The organism is Sagittula sp. P11, from assembly GCF_002814095.1.
Lineage (GTDB): Bacteria > Pseudomonadota > Alphaproteobacteria > Rhodobacterales > Rhodobacteraceae > Sagittula.
The window spans coordinates 233,755-254,921 of sequence record NZ_CP021915.1 but is presented as its reverse complement, the minus strand read 5'-3'; the positions used below and the strand labels follow the sequence as shown (position 1 = coordinate 254,921).

Sequence of the window (21,167 nt, the reverse complement as noted above, 5' to 3'; positions counted from 1 at the left end):
TTGCGACCAAGACATGTGATACATCTTGCCGTGAAAGAATTGCGCGGCCTGTTGCACGACCCGCTTCTCATGGTTTTGGTGGTCTACGCGTTCACGCTAGACATATACACCCACGCCACCGCCATGCCCGAGACGCTGAACCGCGCCACCATCGGCATCGTGGACGAGGATGCCTCGCCGCTCACGCGCCGCATGGCAGATGCCTTCCTCGCACCCTATTTCGTGCCGCCGGCGCAGATTGGCCTGGCCGAGATGGATGCGCGGATGGATGCCGGGATCGACACGTTCTCGCTGGTGATCCCCCCCGATTTCCAGCGCGACCTGCTGGCGGGCGACCGGCCGGAGCTGCAACTGAACGTCGATGCCACACGGGTCAGCCAGGCCTTCACCGGCGCCGGCTATATCCAGGCGATCGTCGATCAGGAAATTACCGGTTGGGCCGCCCGCGATGCCGCTGCGGCTGCGCCTCCGGTCGATCTGGCTGTGCGGGCGCGGTTCAACCCGGCGCTGGACCCCGGCTGGTTCGGCGCCCTTACAGCGGTGATCAGTGCCGTCACCATGCTTTCGATCATCCTGTCGGGCGCAGCCCTGATCCGCGAACGCGAACACGGCACGGTCGAACACCTGCTGGTGATGCCTGTCACGCCGGCCGAGATCATGACAAGCAAGGTTCTCAGCATGGGCGCGGTGGTGCTTGTGGCAACCGGGCTGTCGCTGAACTTCATGGTCCAGGGGGTGCTGGAGGTGCCGATAGCCGGCTCGGTCACCCTGTTTCTTGTCGGGGTGGCGCTGCATCTTTTCGCCACCACCTCTCTGGGTATCCTGCTGGCCACGATCTCCGGCTCGATGCCGCAATTTGCCATGCTGCTGTTGCTAGTCCTCTTGCCGCTGGAAATCCTGTCGGGCGGCATGACCCCGCGCGAATCCATGCCCGAGGCGGTGCAGTACGCAATGCTCGCGGCGCCCAACACGCATTTTATCGCCCTTTCGCAGTCGGTCCTGTTCCGCGGCGCGGGGCTTTCGGTGGTCTGGCCGCAACTTCTGGCACTGGCGCTGATCGGCACCGCTATGTTTTCCATTGCACTGCGTCGGTTCCACGGGCTCCTGAGGTGACCGAAAGGCGGCAGGGCATACCGACAAGGCGGGCGACGCTCGCACTGATGGGAGCTGCGGCGGTAAGCGCCTGCGGTGTAGAACCGCGCATCCCATACCGCCCGGATGACAGGGCCGCGACACCGTTGCTGGGTGCACCCTATCGCATCCGCACGGACGCGGCGATAGAGGACTATCCACCGGACCTGGGCCCGAGGTTTCGCGAGAACGGACGGTCGCATTACCTGGCCATTTCCGGGGGTGGCGCAAACGGTGCCTTTGGCGCGGGTGTCCTGGCGGGCTGGACCGCTTCCGGAACGCGACCGACCTTCTCGGTCATAAGCGGCGTCAGCACCGGGGCGCTGATCGCACCGCTCGCGTTTCTGGGCCCCGAACATGATGTTACGCTGCGCAATCTCTATACCGGCGGCGTTGCCGAGGGCATCGGCGGCAAGCCCTCGCTGCTGGGGTTGCTTACGCGGGGTGCGCTTGTCGATCCCCAGCCGCTGCGCCAACTGGTCGAATTTTTCGTCTCACCCTCGCTGCTGCGTGGAGTCGCGCAAGAACATGCCCGAGGCCGACGCCTCTTCGTATTCACGACCGATCTGGACGCCCAGCTCGGGGTGATCTGGAACATGGGTGCGATTGCGGGCAGCGGCGATCCGGGCGCTCTGTCCTTGTTTGAGGACGTCCTGATGGCCTCGGCCGCGATCCCGGGTGCATTTCCGCCGATCCGTATTCGCGGGCAGACCGCTGACGGCCGCACCTTCGAGGAACTGCACGGAGACGGTGCCGTCGTGTCGAACGTCTTCACATTGCCCGAGACTGTGCTGTTCTCGTTCCAGGGACAGCGCGCGGTCGGGGCGGCGCTGACCGACATCCACATGCTGATGAATGTCAATCTCGAACCGGAATTCAACGTCGTGGCGGTGCGACCGAGCGCGATCACCGCCCGCTCGGTTTCGACGTTGCTGAAGTACCAAATGCTGCGCCAGGTCAACGCGACCCATGACTTTGCACACGCTGCCGGAATCGGCTTCCATGTCACCTCTATTGACATGGTCGCGCCCGACGATGTCGACACCCTCGAGTTCAATACCGCCTATATGCGCGCCCTCTATGCCGAAGGTTTCCGGCGGGCACGCGCTGGGTCGGCGTGGTCAGCGGCTCTGCCACCTCTGGAAGGGGGTGAAGCGATCGTGAGCGCGGGTTAGGACCGCCAGATGACGCACAAGCCGTAGCGGCGGCACCATCCTTTTCACGCCTTCCCAAAAAGTTCCGAATCCTCGACAACCTTCTGCGCCAGAAGCAGGCTGCACCCTAGACTGTCACTTAGTTCGGCCGCGATCGAGCGGCTCAACCAGCGCGTCCAGAAACCGTGCCGGTGGTGTCCGACAACGACAAGATCCGCCTCGGTCTCAACGGATACCCTGGTGATGGTTGCGACGGGATCGCCGAACTCGATCCGGACCTGCGGCGAAAGCCCCATCCCCGTCAGCCGCTGGCGGCCCTCCTCCAGGATTGCGTCCAGATCGGCCTTCTGCTGGCCCAGGGCAACGGTATCGGCCCCGATCGCGTAGACATTGCCCGAGGCTGTCTCGACCACCGCCAGAAGAGTCACGGCAGCGCCCGTGATCTGCGCAAGGCGCGCGCCCTCGCGTAGCGCCAATCGCCCTTCGCGAGAGCCATCATAGCAGAGCAGGATTCTGGAATACACGGCTTGGCCTCCGGGCTCGAATTTAGTCTTGCAAGACGGTTGCTTGCATACTAATTAGCTTCCTATCTTTTTGCAAGACAACCAGAAGCAAGAGCTGATGACTGCTGCACCAGACATGGCGGAGACCTTCACACGCGCTCTGGCAATTGTGTCGCGCCAGTGGAAGCGCAGGCTCGACGTACAGTTTCGTCATCTGGGTCTTTCACAAGCACGCTGGGGCGTGATTTTAGAACTGTCCCGGCACGAGGATGCGACCCAGATCGAACTGGCGCGCGTCCTTGGCATCGAGGGGCCGACCCTGGTGCGCTTGCTGGACGGTCTTGAAAGAATGGGGTTTGTCGAGCGCCACCCAAGTGCCGAGGACCGACGCGCCAAGAAACTGGTCCTGACTGAAGCAGCGATGAGGATTCTTGAGAGGATGAAGTCGATCGCCGCAAATAGTCGCTTGGAAGTTCTTGAGGACATTCCTGCGGACGATCTTCGCACCGCGACCCGCGTCCTGGCGCAGATTGCATCCCGGCTGGAGAAGATGGGTAATGACGAAAATGGATGAGATCAAACCGGCAGCACCCGAAGCAAAGGAGACAGGCGAGACCTCCGTGCCGGATTTGCCAAAACCGGCTGCGCGGCGCAGCCGGGTTAAATGGACCCGGCTGTTGGTCGTGGCGGCAGTCCTTGGGGTCGTGGCCTGGCTGGGAACCCCGTGGATCATAGCACGGTTCACTCAGGTCCATATCAACGATGCCCGCATCGCAGCGAGCGTCGTGACCGTGTCGAGCGAAGTCGCTGGCCGCGTGACCGAACTTCCGGTGCTTGTCGGGGATTCGGTCGCTGCGGGAACTGTTCTAGCGTCGATCGACCAGGAATCGTCGCAGCCGCAACTCGATGCCGTCATCGCAAAGCTGGCGGCGACAGATGCCCAGCTTTCTGAACTCGAAAACCGCAAGGGCATGCTGACCGAGCAGCTTGCTGCGCGGCGAGAAGCAGCCAATGCCGGCATCGCGGCTGCCGAAGCCAACCATGAAGCCGCGCTTGCCGTGCTGCAGAATACGCAAACCCGCCACGACCGTGTGGTTAAACTGGCCGAGCAGAATGTTTCGTCGCAACAATCGCTTGATGAGGTGAACGCGGCCCTCGCCACAGCGACACAACAGGAGCGCGCAGCCTATGCCGCAACAGAAGCCGCACGGGCAGATCTTGCAATCGTCGAAGCAGACGCAGCCCAAATCGCTGTACTGGACTCTCAGATCGATTCTGTCAGGGCAGGGCGCGTCGCGATCGAGGCGGAACGTCGGCTGAAGGAAATCGATCTCGCGCACCGTACGATTGACGCCAGCTTCGACGGTATTGTTGACGCGACCTTCGTTGATGTCGGCGAGTATGTAACCCCCGGAACAAGACTGGTGATGTATCACGCGCCCGAGAATGTCTGGATCGATGCCAACGTCAAGGAAACCGAGTTTTCCAGGTTGCGTGTGGGGTCCAGAGCCAGCATCACTGTCGACGCCTTCCCCGGTCGGACCTTCGAGGGCGAGGTGATCGGCATGGGCGGCGCGGCGACCAGCCAGCTTGCCTTGCTGCCCAGCCCGAACCCGTCGGGCAACTTCACCAAGGTCACCCAGCGCCTGCCGATCCGCGTCTCGATCGATGCCGATGGTGTGGAACTGCGACCGGGCATGATGGTTGAGATCTATGTCGATGTCGCAGGTTGATCGCTTTTTCGAGCGGTATGGTCCGGCCTACAAGTGGTACGCCACCGGCACTATCATGGTGGCAACCATCTCGGTGGTTCTCTCGACCACGATCGTGAACGTCGCCATCCCGGCGGTGATGGGCGCCTTCGGGATCAGCGCGGTGCAGGCGCAATGGATTTCGACGGGGTTCCTTGCCGCCATGACCGCCACGATGCTGCTGGCCGACTGGGCGGACCGCGCCTTCGGCATGCGGTTGACCATGAATGCCGCGATGGGCGTCTTTCTGGCCGGCTCGGTCGTCGGCGGTCTTGCTCCGAATGAAACCATGCTGACGTTGGCGCGCGTCGTCCAGGGTGCCGCAGCAGGCATTGTCCAGCCGCTGGCGATGATCATGTTGTTCAAGGTCTTCCCCCCTGACAAACGTGGTGCGGCGATGGGTATCTACGGGGTGGGTGTGGTGCTCGCCCCCGCTCTCGGGCCCTGGATCGGCGGCGTATTGATGGACGCCTTCGACTGGCGCTTCGTCTTCTATCTGGGCCTTCCCTTCGCCGGGGTCGCCATCCTGCTGTCAAACCTTTTTCTGCCAGGTCGAGAGCAGACCGGGCCGCTTCCCGCTTTCGACTTCCCGGGCGTCGCGATCCTTGCGGTCTTTCTCGCAGTCATCCTCAGCACATTGTCGAATGCTCAGCGTCTGGGATGGGATTCGAACATGACACTTGTAGGCTTTATGGTGTCCGCAGCCTCGGCCGCAGGATTCATTCTATGGGAGCTTCACACCGACAAACCCATGCTCGACATGCGGCTCTTTGCCAATTTTGCCTTCGTTTCAGCCTCGGTGGTGTCCTTCATCATGGGGGCAGGGCTTTTTGGCTCGACCTATCTCTTGCCCGTCTTTGTCCAGCAGATCCAGGGCATGACGCCGACGCAAGCGGGTCTTCTGCTGATGCCGTCGGGCTTCGTGATGCTTATCGTTTTCCCGATCGCAGGGCGCCTGTCCGACAGGGTTCCAGCCGCAATCCTGATCGGCATCGGCATGGCGATCTTCGCTTGGTCCTCGTGGCTGATGGCGGATGCGAATATCAACACGACATTCTGGACACTTGCCTGGTGGACCGTGATTTCCCGGGTGGGTCTAGGGCTGGTGTTCCCGGCAATTTCCTCAGGAGCTTTGAAAGTATTGCCCCGGCATCTCCTGGGGCAGGGCTCTGGGGCATCGAACTTCATCCGCCAGCTCGGCGGCGCCTTCGGGGTCAACTTGCTCACTGTGTTCATTGAGCGGCGCACAGTCATGCACGCCGATGCCTTTGCAGCCACGCAAACCAGCGACAATACCACCACGATGGAACTTCTGCGCGAAGTCGCCGGCCTGATGCATTCGTCAGGGCTGCCAGACACGCAGCTCCTACCGGCCGCAGCCTCATTTCTGGGGCAGACCGTGGTGATCCAATCATCAAACGCTGCGTTTCAGGACGGCTTCATGGTAGTGTTCGCGATCTTCGTTCTGGCGCTCGTACCGACCTGGTTCATGTGGCGGGCCAGAACCTGAGCGCCCGCCGGACCGGCCGAGGTCAGACCGAGCACAGCGCCGCGGCCCGGCCCGCCGCCGCATGCGCGGCGATTACCGCGCCGTTCAGGTAGCCTGGATTGCGGGGCGCGGTCTCGCTGCCGGCAAGGGTCAGACGATCCGACCAGGGCGCAGGCAGGGCGAAGACCTGTGGCGCCGGATGGCCAGGGTCAGTCAGGTCGCCCGGGGTCGCGGTCAGGACGTCCGCCGCCCAGTCCTTCAGCCGCACCGACCGCGGCTCGGCGGCCGCCGATCCGAACAGGCGCACAAGCTGCGCGGTGCAGGCCGCGATCACCGCCGCCTCGCCGATCTGCTGACGCCCGGCAGCGGAAAGCCCGACGAAGCCGAACAGCGCCGCCTCGCCCGCGCTGCTCGTGGCGTCGTGGATCTCGGTCATTGGGCCGACCAGGCTTTGCGCCCCTCCCGAAAGGCCGGCCTCGCGCCAGAAGCGCCTCGGATAGACGGCGAGGAACTTGGCATGGGGAGCCATCCAGGTCGGCGTCCGGCGCCACAGATCGAGCGCGCCCGGAGAGGGTGCCGGATCGAGCGTCAGGCCCTGCGCGATCAGCCGGGGTGGCAGTGCCAGGATGACGTGATCGGCCCGCACCTCGCCCTCGGGCAGGGTAAGGACGACCGCATCCTCGGCCCGCGTCAGCCGCCGGACCGGCGCGCCGAGGCGGATGCGGTCGCGCGGGATCACGGCGGCCAGCGCCTGCGTAAGCGCCCCCGTCCCGCCCGCGATCCGCCAGGACGCGACGCTACCGGGATGGGGCACGCGCAAAGGTGGCTCCTGCGGATGGCGCTCGAAAAGCATCTGCCCAGCCTCATCCTGCCTCTGGCAGGCCAAGCCGAGTTCCGCCACCAGCGCGGCGATCTCGGGCTGCATGTCGGGCCAGAACCAGGACGGGCCCAAATCGAAGCCGGCACCGGGTGCGCCATCCGCCCCGACGGTCAGGATACGCCCGCCAAGGCGCGGCCGCGCTTCGTAGAGCCGGACATCCGCGCCGGCCCGCCACAGCAGCCGGGCCGCGTTCAGCCCAGCGAGCCCGGCCCCAACGACAGCGATGCGGCCTTCGGTCATGCCGCCGCACCCGGCAGGGGCAGCACATCGGCGTGTTGTAGCGGCGCATCCTTGAGCCAGACCCCCGCGCCCTCGGCCTCGGCCACCAGGGCAAGCCCGGCAGGCAGGCGCAGCCAGCTCTGTGCGGTCAGTTCCTCGCCCCCGACGCGCAGGCTGCCCGACAGCACCATCATTTCCAGCCCGCGCGGGTTGTCGCGCCGGATCGTGCCGTCCCAGGTCTCGATGCCGACCCGTTCGAACCCGTCGTCGAAGAGGACACCCTCAGCCTGTCCGGGCGGCAACGCGATCTGCGCAGTATCGCCAGCGCGGAACTGCCAGAGCCGCACGAAGATCTCGCAGCCTTCGGCAGCGGCGGGGCTGTGGCGAGTGCCCGGTGGGTTGCGGAAATAGCTCCCGGCGGGATAGTCGCCGTGCTCGTCCTGGAAGGTGCCGACCAGCACCAGGATTTCCTCGCCGCCGGTATGGACATGTTCGGGAAAGGCGCTGCCGGGGGCATAGCGTACGATCGAGGTGGCGCGGGCGACCTCGGCACCGTCGCGATAAAGCATCTTGCGCTCGACCCCCGCGGCCGGGCTAGGCACCCAATCGAGCCGGCTGCCGTGGACAACCGTCGGGCGCGTGAAATTGGTGTTGAGCTGCATGATCTGCATCCGTGTTTTGGCATGAGAAGGAAGGGCGCACCCGGTCCGGGTGCGCCCGTGGCGTTGCGGCCCTACGACCGGGGTCAGGCCAGGCCGTGCCGCGAAAAGGGCAGCTCGCGCACCGCCTGCCCGGTCGCCCGGCGCACGGCATTGGCAACGGCGGGGCCGATCGGCGGGGTGCCGGGCTCTCCGATACCGGTGGGGGCCTGGGTAGAAGGCAGGATATGCACCTCGACCTCGGGCATGTCGGTGATGCGCAGGGGCGTGTAGTCGTAGAAGTTCGACTGGTCCACTTCGCCCTCGGTCAGGGTGATCTCCTCGCGAAGGATCGCCGACAGGCCGTAGCCCAGACCGCCTTCGATCTGGGCGCGGATGTTCGAGGGGTTGATCGGTACGCCGCAATCGACCGCGCAGGTCACGCGCACGACCTTGACCTTGCCGTCCTCGCGCATCCTCACGTCGGCCACCTCGGCCACATAGGAGCCGAAACTCTTGTGCACCGCGATGCCGCGCGTCAGCCCCTCGGGCAGGGCGCCGGCCTTGTCGGCGGCCATTTCCAGAACGCCGCGCGCGCGGGGATCGGCAAGGTAGCGCAGGCGGAATTCCACCGGGTCGGCACCGGCCGCCTGTGCCAGCTCGTCCATCATCGTCTCGACGACATAGGCGGTGTGGGTATGGCCAACCGAGCGCCACCACAGCACCGGCACGCCGACGCGCGGATGATGCACGTCCGCCGTCCAGCCCGGGATCGCATAGGGCGAGCTTTCGCCCAGCCCCTCGACCGAGGAACTGTCCACCCCGTCCTTCACTGCGAAAGGCTCGAAGGCCGTTCCCAGCATTATGCCCTGACCCACTACCCGGTGCTGCCAGAAGGCTATGTTGCCTTCGGCGTCCAGTCCGGCGCGGACCCGGTGCATGTGCATCGGGCGGTAGTAGCCGCCGCGGATGTCGTCCTCGCGCGTCCACACCAGCTTGATCGGGCGCGCCTCGCCATGCGCGTCGAGCCAGGCCTTCGCCACCATCGCCGCCTCGGCGACGTAGTGGCTGTCATAGATCGCCCGCCGCCCGAACGACCCCCCGCCCCAGAGCGTGTTGATCGTCACCGCCTCGGGGGCGATGCCCAGGACCTGCGCGCCAATGTTCTGATCGAGGGTCTGGATCTGCGAGCCGGTCCAGAAGGTGGCTGCCGTGCCGTCTAAGCGGACCGTCACGTCGATCGGCTCCATCGGCGCATGGGCGAGATAGGGGAAGAAATAATCCGCCTCGATCACCTGCGCGGCTTCTCGGCCCGTGGGCTCGGCCGCGTGGAACTGCGTGCCCTCGCGGTCGAGAAGCGCCGCGTATTCGGCGCGCAGCTCCTCGGTGCCACGGTTCTCGGCCGCGCTGAAATCCCACTCGGCCACCAGCGCGTCGCGCGCCCGGATCGCAGCCCAGGTGGTTTCGGCGATGACGGTGGCGCGGTCGGGCAGGCGGATCACGTCGATCACGCCGGGCATGGCGCGGGCGGCGCTGTCGTCGAGCGTGGCAAGCGTGCCGCCGAAGCGCGGGCTGCGCAGGCTGACGGCATGGACCATGCCCTCGATCCGCGCATCCATGCCGAACATGCCCGTGCTGCCTTCCGTCTTGCGCGTCACATCGACGCGGGGGAAAGACTTGCCGATATAGACCCACTGATCGGGCGATTTAAGCGTCACCTCGCCGGGCACCGTCTGACGCGCCGCGGCCTCGGCCAGGTCGCCGAAGGTGGCGCTGTTGTTCCCGGCGCTGACCCGGCCGCCCGCCACGGTGACGACGGCAGGATCCACGCCCCAGGTCTCGGCCGCGGCGGCCACCAGCATGGCCCGCGCGGTGGCGCCCGCCTCGCGATACTGCTGCCAGGAATTGGCCATGGCAGTCGAGCCGCCGGTGCCCTGCACCCCCATCAACGTGTTGGCATAAAGCGCGGTATTGGCGGGGGCGAATTCGGTCGTGACCTGCGCGGCATCGGCATCAAGTTCCTCGGCCACCAGCGTGGCAAGCCCGGTCGCCGTGCCCTGGCCCTTGTCGAGGTGCTTGACGATCACCACCACCCTGTTGTCGGGGCGGATATGGACGAAGGGCGTGGCTAGCCCTTCGGCGGCCCCCTCGGCGGCCGCCCGCCCTACGGGCAGCGCCGCGCCCAGCATCAGCCCGCCCGCGGCACCGGCGGAAAGTTTCAGGAAGCCACGGCGCGACAGCGGCGCGGCGCGAACGGCGGGAACGGCCCCCGCGATGATCCGGTCCAGCATGGTCAGCCCTCCATGATCTCAGCGGCGCGGTGGACCGCCTTGCGGATCCGCGCATAGGTGGCGCAGCGGCAGAGGTTGCCCTCCATCGCCGCGTCGATGTCGGCGTCGGTCGGCTTCGGCGTCCCGGCCAGAAGCGCCGCGGCCGACAGGATCTGCCCGGACTGGCAATAGCCGCATTGCGGCACCTCGATCTCGACCCAGGCGGCGCGGACCGCCTTTGCGGCGGCATCGGACGCGCCCTCGATGGTGGTGATCTCCACCCCCTCCAGATCGCCCACCGCGCTCTGGCAGGACCGCGCCGGCACCCCGTCCAGATGCACCGTGCAGGCGCCGCAGGACGCCACGCCGCAGCCGAACTTGGTGCCAGTCAGGCCCAGTTCGTCGCGCAGCACCCACAGAAGCGGCGTGTCCGGCGCGGCAGATACCTCGCGCCGCGCGCCGTTGATCGTCAGCGTGATCATCATAACCTCCTTGGTCGGTTCAGCCCAGGTTCGGGGCGGTGGCCGTGAAGGCCGCATCGGCGGCCAGCTGCGTCCACCAGTCGGACATGCCCGGCACCGCCATCAGCGCGCCGCCATCCTCTGTCATCGTGGCATAGGCGACCAGCGGGCCAAGCAGATAATCAGCATAGCCCGGAGCATCCCCCGCGAGCCAGAGCGAACCGCCCCGGTTCTCGATCACAAGCCCGGCAAGGCGCACCGCGGCGTCAAGGTTCTGCCGCCGCGCATCTTCGTTCTTGCCGCCGACCAGATCAGGGAACAGGTGGTAGGCGACAAAGCCAATGATCGCGCCATAGCCGTAGTTGCCGATCAGCGCGGCCGTCTCGTCGGCCTTGGCGCGGCGCTTGGGATCGGCCGGCCACATCGCCTGATCGGGGTTGCGCGCCTCGAGATAACGGGCGATCGCCTCGGTCTCGCGCAGGCGCATCCCGTCGATGTCGAGCACCGGCACCTTGCCGAAGGGATGGCGGGCGAGGTGCTCGGGCTGGCGCGTCTCGCCGGCCAGCACGTTCACCGGAACCTGGTCGTATGCGATGCCCTTGCATGCAGCCGCCCTCCCCGAGCTGAAACGCTGCCTCTCCCTGCGACGTACCGCTGGCCGTGCCGTCTCCTCCGGAGCCAGCCCGACCAGCCGTCGCATGGTCGTGGCAACGCTGCATCTCGGCCATTCGGTAACGGTTGCTGGGGCGGGGCGGGTCGCTTCAATAGTCTCGTTTTTCCCGTGTCAGCCGGTGTTAGTCCTCGCTTTGCCGGACATGCTGTTCTGCCATCATTGACCGCAAAGGAGTTTCGACGACCGCCGGATCGCTCTGGCCAAAGCTGGCAGAGGGTCGGTGTTGGACGCGATGTAAAAAATCGCAAACTATTGGGATGCCGAAGAGGGTTGGTCCGAAATCGGGATGATCGTTCAATCATCGCGGCGAGCGCGATGTCAGGCGAAGAGCGCAAGAAGCGGTGCTACGGCCTTCTGCCAGCTGTCACGCGCTTCAAGCCGGCCGATCCAGCCCGCGATTCTGGGGAATTCGTCCAGCGAAATCCCCGCTTGGTCGCGATACATGAATGTCGTCGCCAGATAGAAGTCGGCAAGGCTGAGTGCGCCTGCAATCCAATCCTTATCGTCGAGTCCGGTTTCCAGAACGGCAAGGAACTGATCGGTGGCTTTCCGTTCCGCTTCGACCACAGTAGGATCAGGATCGCCCATGCCGAATTTCTCTTTGAGGAACAGCTCAAAGGACAACTTCTGCATCGCCGGGCCAAGGTGGATGGCTTGCCACCAGGCCCACTGATCGACGAGGGCCCGCGTCTTGAGGCCATCAGGATAGAGCCCTGCCTCGGGCCGGATCCCGGCCAGATAGGCACAGATCGCCCGGGACTCCCAGAGCACGAAATTCCCGTCCTCCAAAACAGGCACCTTTGCATTTGAATTGCGGGCAAGAAATTCCGCCGCGCGGTTGTCCCCGGCACGGATGTCGACCTCGACGATTTCGAGTTCCACGCCCAGTTCGTGCGCCACCGCCCGTACACGCAGCGCATTCGGTGAGAAGTTCGCGTTGTAAAGCCTCATGACATTTTCCAGCATTATTGTTCCTGCGGCGCCTGAAGAAGCGCCGCGCGGTTAGCGGCCAGGAAATCGGCCACCGACTGTCCGGGCTTGCCGGTGAGCGATTCGAGATCGCCGCTGGCCACATCGAGATAGCCCTGCGCGATTGCTTCGTCGAAGGAGGCAAAGACCCTCGCCATGAACTCCGGCAGTCCATTTGCGATCATCGCCTGCACCAGATCCTCGGCGGGCAGGGCGACATAGGGGATTTCCTTACCCGCAATTTCGGACAAGATCGCCGCGACCTCGGCCTGGCTGACCGTCTCCGGCCCGGTGATATCGAGGGTCTCCCTTCCCGTAGCTTTCATTAGCGCCGCGGCTGCGGCACGGGCGCAATCCGCGCGTGTCACATATCCGGTCTTGCCATCTGCTGCGGCAGAGAAATGCGTGCCCATGGCGACGCTCTGCTGGCCGCCCATCAACAGAAAGTCGGTGTACATATTGTTGCGTAGGATCGTATGATCCGCCCCACTTTCCGTGATCAGCTTCTCGGTCCCTTCGTGGTCTTGAGCGAATCCGATCGGACTTTCCGCGACCGGGCCTGCGAAGGAGGTATAGACGATGTGGTCGATACCTACCATCTTGGCCGCAGCAATCGCATTGGAATGAGCTGCGAGCCGCTTGCCCGGCTCCAGATCGTCGGTGGAGATGATGAGGAGACGCTTGCCGCCCGCGAAGGCTGCTTCAAGAGAAGCCGGGTCGTTGAAATCGCCCTCGCGCGCCTCGACTCTTTTTCCCGCCAGATCGGCAAGCTTGTCGGGAGTGCGCGAGATCGCGATGACCGGCCCGGCACCTGCCTGAACCAGCAGGTCGACCACCTGCCGGCCAAGTTGTCCGGACGCGCCGGTCACGATGAAGGGGCCGTTCTGGATGTTGGACATGGTATCTCTCTTATCTTGATGTTTCTGCAAGCGCGCTTGCGATCAATCGTGGATTTGGGTGGGGGCGGGATTCGCCAGCTTGCCGCGCGCGAAACCCCAGCTTGTGGTCAGGATTTTGATCATCACATCGACCTCTGCCTCATCGCGTGGAGCAAAGGCCATGATCGCATTGGCCGGGATGTATCCGGCCGAGGCCATCGGGTGCTGTTCGCCCCATCCCTTCGCGATGAGTTCCTCAACCGCCGCCAGCGGCAGCATCATGTGCGACGACCCGTCATAGGCGGGATGCACATGCGCAAATTCGCGTCCGATCATGAAGGCTTCGCGCGGGCCGCAGGCATGCGGCCGCGGCAGGACTAATGCTTCGGCGCCGGGGACCGAAATACCCGATCGGCAACGCTCGACGAAGGGCAGGGCGAAGGCCTTCTGCTTGAACAATGCGTGAATCTCGGCCGAGGAGTTCTGCGACACTTGCTCATGCGGGGCGCACTCGGTGGTTTCGGGGCGCGGACCCTGCCGCAAGGGAAGTTCGAAGCACATATCTGGTCCTATCCAAATCTGAACGCGCTTTCGACCGCGCCCAATACGTGATCCTCGAGGGTCTTTTCCCCCCGATCCGCAAGCGCGGCGCCGGCCACGACGTGCAATGGAATTAGATGTTCCTCGCGCGGATTGGCGTCGCGTGCGCCGGGTGCCCGATCCCAAGCAGCCAGCATGGCGCGGCGCGCCCCGGGGTCTTCATGGGTCACCGCACCCGTGAGCCATCGGTCAAAGTCGCCGCCGTTCACCGGGCCATCGGGTCCGCCCCTCATCGCCCGCATCATCTTGCCCATGTTGTGATAGGTGTTGCCGGACCCGATGATCAGAACACCTTCGTCTCGCAAGGGCGCCAACGCGCGACCAGCAGCAAGATGCGCCTCAGCGTCGAGATCGTCGCGCAGGCTCAGTTGGACGGTAGGTATGTCGGCCTCAGGCAAAGCCACCTTTAGCGGAACAAACACCCCATGATCGAAGCCACGCGTAGCGTCGGCCCGGGTTTCAAAACCCGCGCCGTTCTTCAATAGCTCGCTTGCACGGGCCGCCAGCGTAGGATCGCCTGGCGCGGGCCAGGTCAGCTGATAAGTATGGGGGGGAAACCCCTGATAGTCGAACAGCAGCGGCGGCGCGGAGTTGGTCTGCACGGTAAACACCCGTTCCTCCCAATGGCCTGAGATCACGAGAAGCGCCTTGGGCTTTGCCGGCAGGCTCGCAGGCAAAGCCTCAAGGAATCTGCGGTGCCTGTCCCAGGTGTCAGGCGGGTTCCAGTCCATGAAGAAGCAAGGGCCGCCTCCATGGGGAACAAACACTGTCGGCTGCCTTTCGGTCATTCTGTCGTCCTTTTGAACCCCAAGCCCGAGGGTGGATGGCCAGCGCCGTGGCAACTCCGCATCGGATTAATTCGTCTCTGTCGGAAACGTCGGCGCATATGCCGACTTTACCGCACGCACGCGATTGGCTGTCATCCACGAGGCGATCAGGAGCACCCAGGTCGCAAGAGCCGGTGGCCAGCCTGGATCGCCCGCGCCGACATGCGCCCCGAACGCCAACACCAGATGCCAGAACATCGCCGCGTAAGCCCAGTCCGCCAGCATCGCCGAAGGGCGCCAGAGAATCACCACCGCGCCGACAATCTTCAAAATCGCGAGCGGCCAGATGATGTATGTGGGATAGCCCAACACCTCGCGATACATGCCCGCGACCATATCGTGGGATGAGATGTAGAAAGTCGCCGCACCCAGATAGACCAGCGCCACAAGGCCGGTCGCGATCCAGTAGACATACTTTGCCACGTTGTCACTCATCACCGCACTCCCTGTTTGCAAGGGCTTGTTCAGCCGCAGTTTCCGCTCTAAGTACCTTTAGGTGTCTTGCATTGTTCGTGAAAGTAGGCACTTAAAAGTAACTAGATTACTTTAACCGCGAGGATAATCCACGATGAAGAGCGTCCAGCCCCCCTTATGCCCGATGGAGGCGCTTCTGCGTGTCATTACAGGCCCTTGGACGATCTATATACTCTGGGTTCTGTCCGAGCAGGGACCGCAGCGTTTCGGCGCGCTCAAGCGTTTGGTGCCCGGAATTTCCACTCGCGTTCTGACCGAGAGGCTGAGAATGCTGGAACATGCTGGCGTTGTTTGGCGCGAGCAGGCCATGACCATCCCACCCGCTGTCACATACGGACTGACTGAGCGCGGCGCGGAACTGCGCGGCGTGCTGGACAAGCTTGGCTCGATCGCACGCCGCTGGGAGGCCGAGGGTGCCTTTGTCGGGACCGCAAGCGCGGCAGAATGACGGTACCCCTCCTGTTCGCGGGATAATCCCGCGCCCGAGAACAACTCAGGCAGAATCAGACCCGAAGCTCATGACGAATTGAAAACGGCGCTAGAAAAAGCCGCCAAGCGGCGCTTGGTGGGGTAGATCCGCACAGCTTTACGCTTTGCTGCTAAATCAACTTCTATCTACTATACTCACTAGACGGTACAGTAAAGCTTGTAACCGCCTAGTCCTGCCTGGGATAGAGAGAACGAGATGCGCGAGAGAAAGTTGGCCGACGTCATGGTTGGTGCGCGCGAGGTCTTCTTCCGATGCGGTTATGAAGGAGCCACGGTCGATGCGATTGCCGCCGAGGGAAAAGTGTCGAAGGCAACCATGTATTCGTATTACCCGACCAAGGAGCAACTGTTCCTGAGCGTGGTTGAATCCGAGTGCGGTCGGCTTGCGGACGAAATCCTCCGGCCCTTGACCGCGTCTTTGGAGCCGCGCGCCCGGTTGGAAGAACTCGCCCTGCGCATGGTCGACCTCATCTTGGACGACACCTACATCCGTCTCCTGCGAACGTGCATCGGCGCCTCCGAGGCGCTTCCCGAAGTGGGTGAGGTGTATTTTCGCGCAGGCCCGAAACCGGCCCGCGAACTCGTCGGGCGGGTTCTGGAGCGCCTTACGCGCGAAGGCGCGCTCGATGTCGATGACGCCCGGCGCGCGTCCGATCACTTCATACACCTTTGCGTTTCGGGGCTACTTATGCCGCGCCTTCTCGCAGTGAAACGACCAGTCCACCGCGAGAAACATGCGCGCGAAGCGGTCGCTGCATTCCTGCGACTTTACGGTAGCGGCCACAGAGACAAATTTTCAGATTGAGCTCGCTTGCCAAATACGGGGCAGCGCATTAGTTCGCCCAATGACTTAACCGACCGGACGGTACAGGGTGACTGCACAAGTGGAAAAGCAACCGAAGAACGCCTCGCCAAAGATTCTCGGCGCTGCGCGGGCGATTGCGCTGCGAGAAGGCGCGGGAAAGATCACGATCGACGCCGTCGCTCGGGAATCCGGCCTCAGCAAGGGTGGGGTGTTGTACAACTTCCCCACCAAGAAAGCGCTTCTGGCCGGGCTGCTCGACGAAATGCTCGCGGAGCACCGCGAACGTCTGGCGTCGGTCCCGGAAGGGCACAGTTCCCGCACCCTGCGCGGTCATCTCGAGACAGTTCTGCAAGCCAGAAGCACCGATGATGACCTTTCGATGGCTATTCTCGCGGTTTCGGCGTCGGATCCGAATCTTCTGGACCCGCTGAGAAGAGAGCTGTCCCGTGATGTCGAGCGCATCCGTTCGGACGCGCAGGACGACACTGCGGCGATGGTTCTCTTTTTGGCGATCCAGGGTCTTCGTTTCCAGAGGCTCCTTCGCCTCGCGGATGGTGATGCCGATCAGCAAGACGCCGCCATCGACAGATTGTGGGACATGATAAATGAGCTTGAATAGAACCAGATACTTCCTAGGAGGTGCCGCTGGATTGGTCGCCCTCCTTCTCGCCATTGTCCTTCTTGTGCAATTCAACCCGGACATCGCATCCAAGGTCTTCGCGCAGACTACGGATGAGGTTTCCGGTGCCGATGCGCAAGGAAGCGCCGAGCAAGATATGGCCCAGCCGGTCACGGTCGAAGTATCGCGTGCCGAGCTTCGCGATAGCGATAGAGCGCGCAGCCTGGCAGGCCGCGTGGAGCCCGCCCGGACCGTGGATATCGCCTTTCAGGTTTCGGGTCAGCTTTCCGACCTCACGGTAGATGCCGGGACTCGGGTTGAGAAAGGCGATTTAATTGCCGCGCTCGACCCAGTCGATTTCGAATTGGCCGTGGATCGGGCGCAGGCCTCTTTCGACCTCGCAAAATCCGAATACGATCGTGCGTTGAGTCTGACCGAGAAAGGGGTGGCGACCGACGCCCGACTTGAAACGAACCGCGCGCAGCTTGCTCAGGCAGAAGTCGCCCTGCGTGAAGCGGAGCGACGCTTGGCTCAAGCCACGATCACCGCGCCCTTCGACGCCATTGTCGCGCGCATCTTTCTGGAGGAGTTTTCGAACGTCACCCCTGCGGCTCCGATTGCCAGGTTGCAGGACATCAGTGAAATGCGGGTGCGGATTTCGCTGCCCGAGGAACTCGCTGCGATGGCACGGGCCCAGCCCGATGCATTCAGGGTAACCGCCTCTTTCCCCGCCGTGTCGGGGTATGACGCAACTCTGTATCTGCGGACATTCGTGACCGATGCAGACCCCACAGCCCAAACCTATGACGTAGAGTTTGCAATCGAGGGCGCCATCGACCCGAGATTGCTGCCCGGAATGACGGCGAATGTGCGCGTAGCCGCCGCCGCGGAGGGTGCGCAATCGCGGTTGGTAGTCGTCCCGGTCTCGGCGATCGACACGACGAGCCGGAGCGAGCCGTCCATCTGGCTGTATGACGAGGGGACCGGCCGGGTGTCCCGTAAGACGATCCGCCTGGGGCTGCCGAACGACGACGAAATCGTCGTGCTTGAGGGGCTCTCCGGAGACGAACTGGTTGTGTCCGGCGGGTGGTGGCGCCTGAAGGAAAACGAAACAGTCGCGGTTCGCGGCCTCTGAACGATCCTGGACCGGAAAACCGAAACCATGACAATGAGTATTTCCCGCGCAAGCATCCGACGTCCGGTCGCCGTTTGGCTGGCAATTATCTTTTGCCTTCTCGGCGGTTTGTGGGGGCTGAACACGGTCGGACGCCTCGAAGACCCGAGTTTCACGCTCAAGACGGCGCTCGTTTTCGTGCCCTATCCGGGCGCGACGGCGATGGAGGTGGAAGAGGAAGTCACCGATGTCGTGGAAAGCGCACTCCAACAGATGAAGCAGCTCGACCGGGTGGAATCGAAATCCATGCCGGGCATGGCCCAGATCACGGTCGAGATCGAGATGACCTATGGGCCCGACGAGATCCCACAGGTCTGGGACGAAATGCGCCGCCGCATCCGCGACATCGAAAGAGAGTTCCCCTCCGGTGCGCAGTCTCCGATCATCAATGACGATTTCGGCGACGTCTACGGCATGTTCTACGCTGTGACGGCCGATGGGTTGAGCGCCTCGGAACAGCGAGACCTCGCGACTAAACTGCGGCGCGGCTTTGTCACCGTCGACGGGGTGGCCAAGATCGAGGTTCAGGGGCTGGCGGAAGAGGAGATCATCATCTCGGTCCCTTCGGCGCGCCTGACCGAACTGGGGCTGCCACCGGACCAGATCCTCGGTATCATCGCCGACGAGAACCAGGTTTTCTCCAACGGCGAGATCAGCGAAGGGCTGTCTCGGCTAGGTGTGTCCGTTCCGCCGGGTTATGTCAGCGTCGAGGGCATTGAGGCGCTGCGGCTCGGCGCCCCCGGAGAGGTCGGGCAGATTGCGCTCTACGACATCGCCCGCGTGGTCCGAGAGGAGACAGAGCGGCCGAGCCAGATCGTGCGTCACAATGGCACGCGAGCTTTCACTCTTGGGGTCTCGGCGCTCGTGGACCGCAACGTTGTCGAGGTCGGCAGATCGGTCGAGGCACGACTGGACCAACTGAAGACCGAATTGCCGGACGGCGTCGAGATCGTACCGATCTATGAACAGCATAAGGTCGTCGACGAAGCGGTCTCGAGCTTTCTTGTCAGCCTCGGTCAATCCGTGGCCATCGTCATCGGGGCGCTGATGCTGACCATGGGTTGGCGCGCGGGTCTGGTGGTGGGTGCCACGCTGGGCCTAACGGTGTTTTCCACGCTGTTTTTCATGTCTGTCTTCGGCATCGAGATGGAACGGATCAGTCTTGGGGCGCTGATCATCGCTATGGGTATGCTGGTCGACAACGCCATCGTGATCGCCGAAGGCATGCTGATTGGCATGGCACGGGGCAAGTCCGCCGAAGACGCCGCCGCCGATACCGAGACCGCGACATCATTTCCTCTGCTTGGGGCTACCGTGATCGGGATCATGGCGTTCTCTGGAATTGGACTGTCGCCAGATGCCACCGGCGAATTTCTGTTTTCGCTTTTCGCGGTTATCGCGATTTCGTTGCTGATGAGCTGGATCCTCGCCGTGACCGTTACACCCTATCTTGGGAAGCTCCTTCTGAAGGCGCCAAAAAACACCTCCAAGGACCCCTATCGCGGCTTCGTCTATTCGGCCTACCGCGGTTTCCTCAGGCTGGCGCTGCGCGCCCGTGTGCTCGTCGTCCTGACGATCGTCGGAATCACGGTCTGGTCGGTCATGGCCTTTGGTCAGGTCAAACAGGCTTTTTTTCCGGCGTCGAACACCCCGATATTCTACGTCGAATTCCAGATGCCGCAAGGCACGGACATTCGAGTCACGAATGAAGAAATCGCTCGGCTGGAGGCGATCATCTTAGGCGAGGAGATCGTGACGGACGTGACGACGCTTGTCGGGCGAGGGGCCAGCCGCTTCATGCTGACCTACAACCCTGAGCAGGCCGATGCGAGCTACGGTCAGCTGATCGTGCGTGCGACCGATGCCACACTCATCCCCGATGTTGCGGCGCGTCTCAATCGTGAACTGCCGGCGCAATTCCCCAATGCTCTTATCCGCGTCGAGGAGATCGTCTTCGGTCCGCCTGCCGGGGCCGATGTCGCCGTCCGGTTTTCCGGACCCGATCCAGTTGTCCTCCGGCAGCTATCGGATAACGCGCTTGCGATCTTCGACGAGGCCGGCACGATCACAAACCCGCGCACAGACTGGCGGCAGCGCGAAATTCTCGTCGAACCCATCGTCGACGAGGCTCGCATGCGGTTGGCCGGTGCGACTCGCGGATCGATTTCCGACACCGTGCAATACGGCACCTCGGGCCTGCGGGTGGGCACCCTGCGCGAAGGCGATGCCGAAATCCCTATGTATCTGCGGCTTCCCGAGGTCGAGCGCGACGGGCTGGACCGTTTGCGCGACCTCTCGGTCTGGTCGCCGGGGGCAAATGATTATGTGCCGATGGCCAACCTCGTCTCCAGCTTTGAGCCCCGCCTCGTCGAGGCGCTGATCCACCGGCGCGACCGGGCGCGAACGATCACGGCTCTTGGCGGCGCGCGACCGGATCTGACTGCGAACGAAGCCTTCAACAGCGTGCGCGACGAGATCGAAGCGATGCGGCTCCCCGACGGCTATTCGATGGAGTGGGGTGGCGAATACGAAAGCCAGCAGATGGCCAACGAAAGTCTCGGCAAGCAGCTTCCGATCAGCCTCATTGTGATGCTGACGATCTCGATCCTGATGTTCAACAAGGTGCGCCAGCCGCTGATATTGTGGCTCGTCGTACCGATGTCGGTCACAGGCATGGTTCTCGGTCTGCTGTTCACGGGGCTCCCGTTCACGTTCACGGCGCTTCTCGGCTTCTTGTCCCTTTCCGGGATGCTGATGAAGAACGCCATTGTGCTGGTGGAAGAAATCGATCAGCAACGCGCCGAAGATGTCGAGGACTATCAGGCGGTGATCGATGGCTCGGTCAGCCGTTTGAGGCCCGTCGTGCTGGCTGCGGGCACAACGATTTTCGGTATGATTCCGCTCATATCAGACGCCTTCTTCGCATCGATGGCTGTCACAATCATGGGTGGCCTCGCGTTCGCCTCGATCCTGACACTGGTCGCGGTGCCGGTATTGTATGCGCTGTTCTTCTTGATCAAGCCGCCTAAACAAGAAAACGCTCCTTCAGGTTCCCCAGCGACAGCCTGAACGCAGATGCAGTTATAAGCGCTTCTCTGAGCGCCCTCGACCCGTCTTAAGGACGTGACCTGCCCCCCGCGAAATCCCTCATCATGATGTAGAG

At 63.4% G+C, this 21,167-nt stretch carries 21 protein-coding genes; 10 read left to right on the top strand and 11 right to left on the bottom strand.

The genetic code is table 11. From position 1 onward, the window contains the following. Window positions 1–1,113 carry an ABC transporter permease gene (locus tag CDO87_RS24880; protein ID WP_027264281.1) on the top strand — a complete coding sequence of 371 codons (1,113 nt, stop codon included), beginning with the start codon at window positions 1–3 and terminating at the stop codon, window positions 1,111–1,113. A gap of 125 nt (window positions 1,114–1,238) precedes the next feature. Continuing rightward, window positions 1,239–2,306, top strand: coding sequence for a patatin-like phospholipase family protein (locus CDO87_RS24875; protein ID WP_157815109.1), 1,068 nt, complete (start codon window positions 1,239–1,241; stop codon window positions 2,304–2,306). A gap of 44 nt (window positions 2,307–2,350) precedes the next feature. On the opposite strand, the gene CDO87_RS24870 is transcribed toward CDO87_RS24875, so the two are convergent. Next, entirely contained in the window at window positions 2,351–2,809 is a 459-nt protein-coding gene (locus CDO87_RS24870) for a universal stress protein (protein WP_027264282.1), read from the bottom strand. A gap of 115 nt (window positions 2,810–2,924) precedes the next feature. Between CDO87_RS24870 and CDO87_RS24865 the strand changes: the two genes are divergently transcribed. Genes CDO87_RS24865 through CDO87_RS24855 form a run of 3 tightly spaced genes read left to right on the top strand, consistent with a single transcriptional unit; the run spans window position 2,925 to window position 6,049 of the window. Continuing rightward, window positions 2,925–3,362 (top strand): MarR family winged helix-turn-helix transcriptional regulator, encoded by a 438-nt coding sequence (locus tag CDO87_RS24865; protein WP_027264283.1) that lies wholly within the window; start codon window positions 2,925–2,927, stop codon window positions 3,360–3,362. Then, the gene (locus CDO87_RS24860; RefSeq protein WP_245601548.1) at window positions 3,346–4,521 is read left to right on the top strand and encodes an HlyD family secretion protein; all 1,176 of its coding nucleotides are present in this window, start codon (window positions 3,346–3,348) and stop codon (window positions 4,519–4,521) included. Before CDO87_RS24865 ends, CDO87_RS24860 begins: the two co-directional genes overlap by 17 nt. After that, entirely contained in the window at window positions 4,502–6,049 is a 1,548-nt protein-coding gene (locus tag CDO87_RS24855; RefSeq protein WP_027264285.1) for a DHA2 family efflux MFS transporter permease subunit, read from the top strand. Before CDO87_RS24860 ends, CDO87_RS24855 begins: the two co-directional genes overlap by 20 nt. A gap of 22 nt (window positions 6,050–6,071) precedes the next feature. Here the strand turns inward: CDO87_RS24855 and CDO87_RS24850 are convergent, their stop codons facing one another. The 10 genes from CDO87_RS24850 to CDO87_RS24805 all read right to left on the bottom strand — a co-directional run bounded on the left by CDO87_RS24850 (window position 6,072) and on the right by CDO87_RS24805 (window position 14,878). After that, window positions 6,072–7,148: an FAD-dependent oxidoreductase gene (locus CDO87_RS24850; RefSeq protein WP_100931420.1), complete on the bottom strand. Its 1,077-nt coding sequence runs from the start codon at window positions 7,146–7,148 to the stop codon at window positions 6,072–6,074. Further along, window positions 7,145–7,789, bottom strand: coding sequence for a cupin domain-containing protein (locus CDO87_RS24845; RefSeq protein WP_027264287.1), 645 nt, complete (start codon window positions 7,787–7,789; stop codon window positions 7,145–7,147). Before CDO87_RS24845 ends, CDO87_RS24850 begins: the two co-directional genes overlap by 4 nt. A gap of 83 nt (window positions 7,790–7,872) precedes the next feature. Then, entirely contained in the window at window positions 7,873–10,056 is a 2,184-nt protein-coding gene (locus CDO87_RS24840; RefSeq protein ID WP_027264288.1) for a xanthine dehydrogenase family protein molybdopterin-binding subunit, read from the bottom strand. A 2-nt stretch (window positions 10,057–10,058) separates the two neighbouring features. Then, a complete protein-coding gene (locus CDO87_RS24835; RefSeq protein ID WP_027264289.1) occupies window positions 10,059–10,517 on the bottom strand; it encodes a (2Fe-2S)-binding protein in 459 nt (152 codons plus the stop codon). 19 nt (window positions 10,518–10,536) lie between these two features. Continuing rightward, window positions 10,537–11,196, bottom strand: a complete 660-nt coding sequence (locus CDO87_RS24830) for a glutathione S-transferase family protein (protein ID WP_081710583.1) — start codon at window positions 11,194–11,196, stop codon at window positions 10,537–10,539. Between the two features lie 291 nt (window positions 11,197–11,487). Continuing rightward, a complete protein-coding gene (locus CDO87_RS24825; protein WP_051372683.1) occupies window positions 11,488–12,135 on the bottom strand; it encodes a glutathione S-transferase family protein in 648 nt (215 codons plus the stop codon). Next, window positions 12,135–13,037 carry an SDR family oxidoreductase gene (locus tag CDO87_RS24820; RefSeq protein WP_027264291.1) on the bottom strand — a complete coding sequence of 301 codons (903 nt, stop codon included), beginning with the start codon at window positions 13,035–13,037 and terminating at the stop codon, window positions 12,135–12,137. The genes CDO87_RS24825 and CDO87_RS24820 overlap by 1 nt, the downstream gene beginning before the upstream one ends. A gap of 42 nt (window positions 13,038–13,079) precedes the next feature. Beyond that, a complete protein-coding gene (locus tag CDO87_RS24815) occupies window positions 13,080–13,577 on the bottom strand; it encodes a luciferase family protein (RefSeq protein ID WP_036051542.1) in 498 nt (165 codons plus the stop codon). Between the two features lie 8 nt (window positions 13,578–13,585). After that, window positions 13,586–14,404 (bottom strand): class III extradiol ring-cleavage dioxygenase, encoded by an 819-nt coding sequence (locus CDO87_RS24810; protein WP_027264292.1) that lies wholly within the window; start codon window positions 14,402–14,404, stop codon window positions 13,586–13,588. Between the two features lie 66 nt (window positions 14,405–14,470). Continuing rightward, on the bottom strand, window positions 14,471–14,878 hold the full coding sequence (locus CDO87_RS24805) for a DoxX family protein (RefSeq protein ID WP_036051544.1): 408 nt from the start codon (window positions 14,876–14,878) through the stop codon (window positions 14,471–14,473). A gap of 133 nt (window positions 14,879–15,011) precedes the next feature. On the opposite strand from CDO87_RS24805, the gene CDO87_RS24800 reads away from it, so the two are divergent. From CDO87_RS24800 to CDO87_RS24780, 5 genes are all read left to right on the top strand, one after another. Continuing rightward, window positions 15,012–15,365: a helix-turn-helix domain-containing protein gene (locus CDO87_RS24800; RefSeq protein ID WP_027264294.1), complete on the top strand. Its 354-nt coding sequence runs from the start codon at window positions 15,012–15,014 to the stop codon at window positions 15,363–15,365. 237 nt (window positions 15,366–15,602) lie between these two features. After that, window positions 15,603–16,211: a TetR/AcrR family transcriptional regulator gene (locus tag CDO87_RS24795; protein WP_036051549.1), complete on the top strand. Its 609-nt coding sequence runs from the start codon at window positions 15,603–15,605 to the stop codon at window positions 16,209–16,211. Window positions 16,212–16,278: 67 nt separating this feature from the next. Further along, window positions 16,279–16,830, top strand: coding sequence for a TetR/AcrR family transcriptional regulator (locus CDO87_RS24790; RefSeq protein WP_027264295.1), 552 nt, complete (start codon window positions 16,279–16,281; stop codon window positions 16,828–16,830). 31 nt (window positions 16,831–16,861) lie between these two features. After that, on the top strand, window positions 16,862–17,965 hold the full coding sequence (locus CDO87_RS24785; RefSeq protein ID WP_254698504.1) for an efflux RND transporter periplasmic adaptor subunit: 1,104 nt from the start codon (window positions 16,862–16,864) through the stop codon (window positions 17,963–17,965). A 27-nt stretch (window positions 17,966–17,992) separates the two neighbouring features. After that, window positions 17,993–21,073, top strand: coding sequence for an efflux RND transporter permease subunit (locus CDO87_RS24780; RefSeq protein WP_027264297.1), 3,081 nt, complete (start codon window positions 17,993–17,995; stop codon window positions 21,071–21,073). Window positions 21,074–21,167: the final 94 nt, after the last annotated feature.

Coding starts and splice junctions, on each gene's coding strand:
- CDO87_RS24865 (WP_027264283.1), top strand. CDS start 2,925: ATGGCGGAGACCTTCACACGCGCTCTGGCAATTGTGTCGCGCCAGTGG.
- CDO87_RS24860 (WP_245601548.1), top strand. CDS start 3,346: ATGACGAAAATGGATGAGATCAAACCGGCAGCACCCGAAGCAAAGGAG.
- CDO87_RS24855 (WP_027264285.1), top strand. CDS start 4,502: ATGTCGATGTCGCAGGTTGATCGCTTTTTCGAGCGGTATGGTCCGGCC.
- CDO87_RS24850 (WP_100931420.1), bottom strand. CDS start 7,148: ATGACCGAAGGCCGCATCGCTGTCGTTGGGGCCGGGCTCGCTGGGCTG.
- CDO87_RS24845 (WP_027264287.1), bottom strand. CDS start 7,789: ATGCAGCTCAACACCAATTTCACGCGCCCGACGGTTGTCCACGGCAGC.
- CDO87_RS24840 (WP_027264288.1), bottom strand. CDS start 10,056: ATGCTGGACCGGATCATCGCGGGGGCCGTTCCCGCCGTTCGCGCCGCG.
- CDO87_RS24835 (WP_027264289.1), bottom strand. CDS start 10,517: ATGATCACGCTGACGATCAACGGCGCGCGGCGCGAGGTATCTGCCGCG.
- CDO87_RS24830 (WP_081710583.1), bottom strand. CDS start 11,196: ATGCGACGGCTGGTCGGGCTGGCTCCGGAGGAGACGGCACGGCCAGCG.
- CDO87_RS24825 (WP_051372683.1), bottom strand. CDS start 12,135: ATGCTGGAAAATGTCATGAGGCTTTACAACGCGAACTTCTCACCGAAT.
- CDO87_RS24820 (WP_027264291.1), bottom strand. CDS start 13,037: ATGTCCAACATCCAGAACGGCCCCTTCATCGTGACCGGCGCGTCCGGA.
- CDO87_RS24815 (WP_036051542.1), bottom strand. CDS start 13,577: ATGTGCTTCGAACTTCCCTTGCGGCAGGGTCCGCGCCCCGAAACCACC.
- CDO87_RS24810 (WP_027264292.1), bottom strand. CDS start 14,404: ATGACCGAAAGGCAGCCGACAGTGTTTGTTCCCCATGGAGGCGGCCCT.
- CDO87_RS24805 (WP_036051544.1), bottom strand. CDS start 14,878: ATGAGTGACAACGTGGCAAAGTATGTCTACTGGATCGCGACCGGCCTT.
- CDO87_RS24800 (WP_027264294.1), top strand. CDS start 15,012: ATGAAGAGCGTCCAGCCCCCCTTATGCCCGATGGAGGCGCTTCTGCGT.
- CDO87_RS24795 (WP_036051549.1), top strand. CDS start 15,603: ATGCGCGAGAGAAAGTTGGCCGACGTCATGGTTGGTGCGCGCGAGGTC.
- CDO87_RS24780 (WP_027264297.1), top strand. CDS start 17,993: ATGACAATGAGTATTTCCCGCGCAAGCATCCGACGTCCGGTCGCCGTT.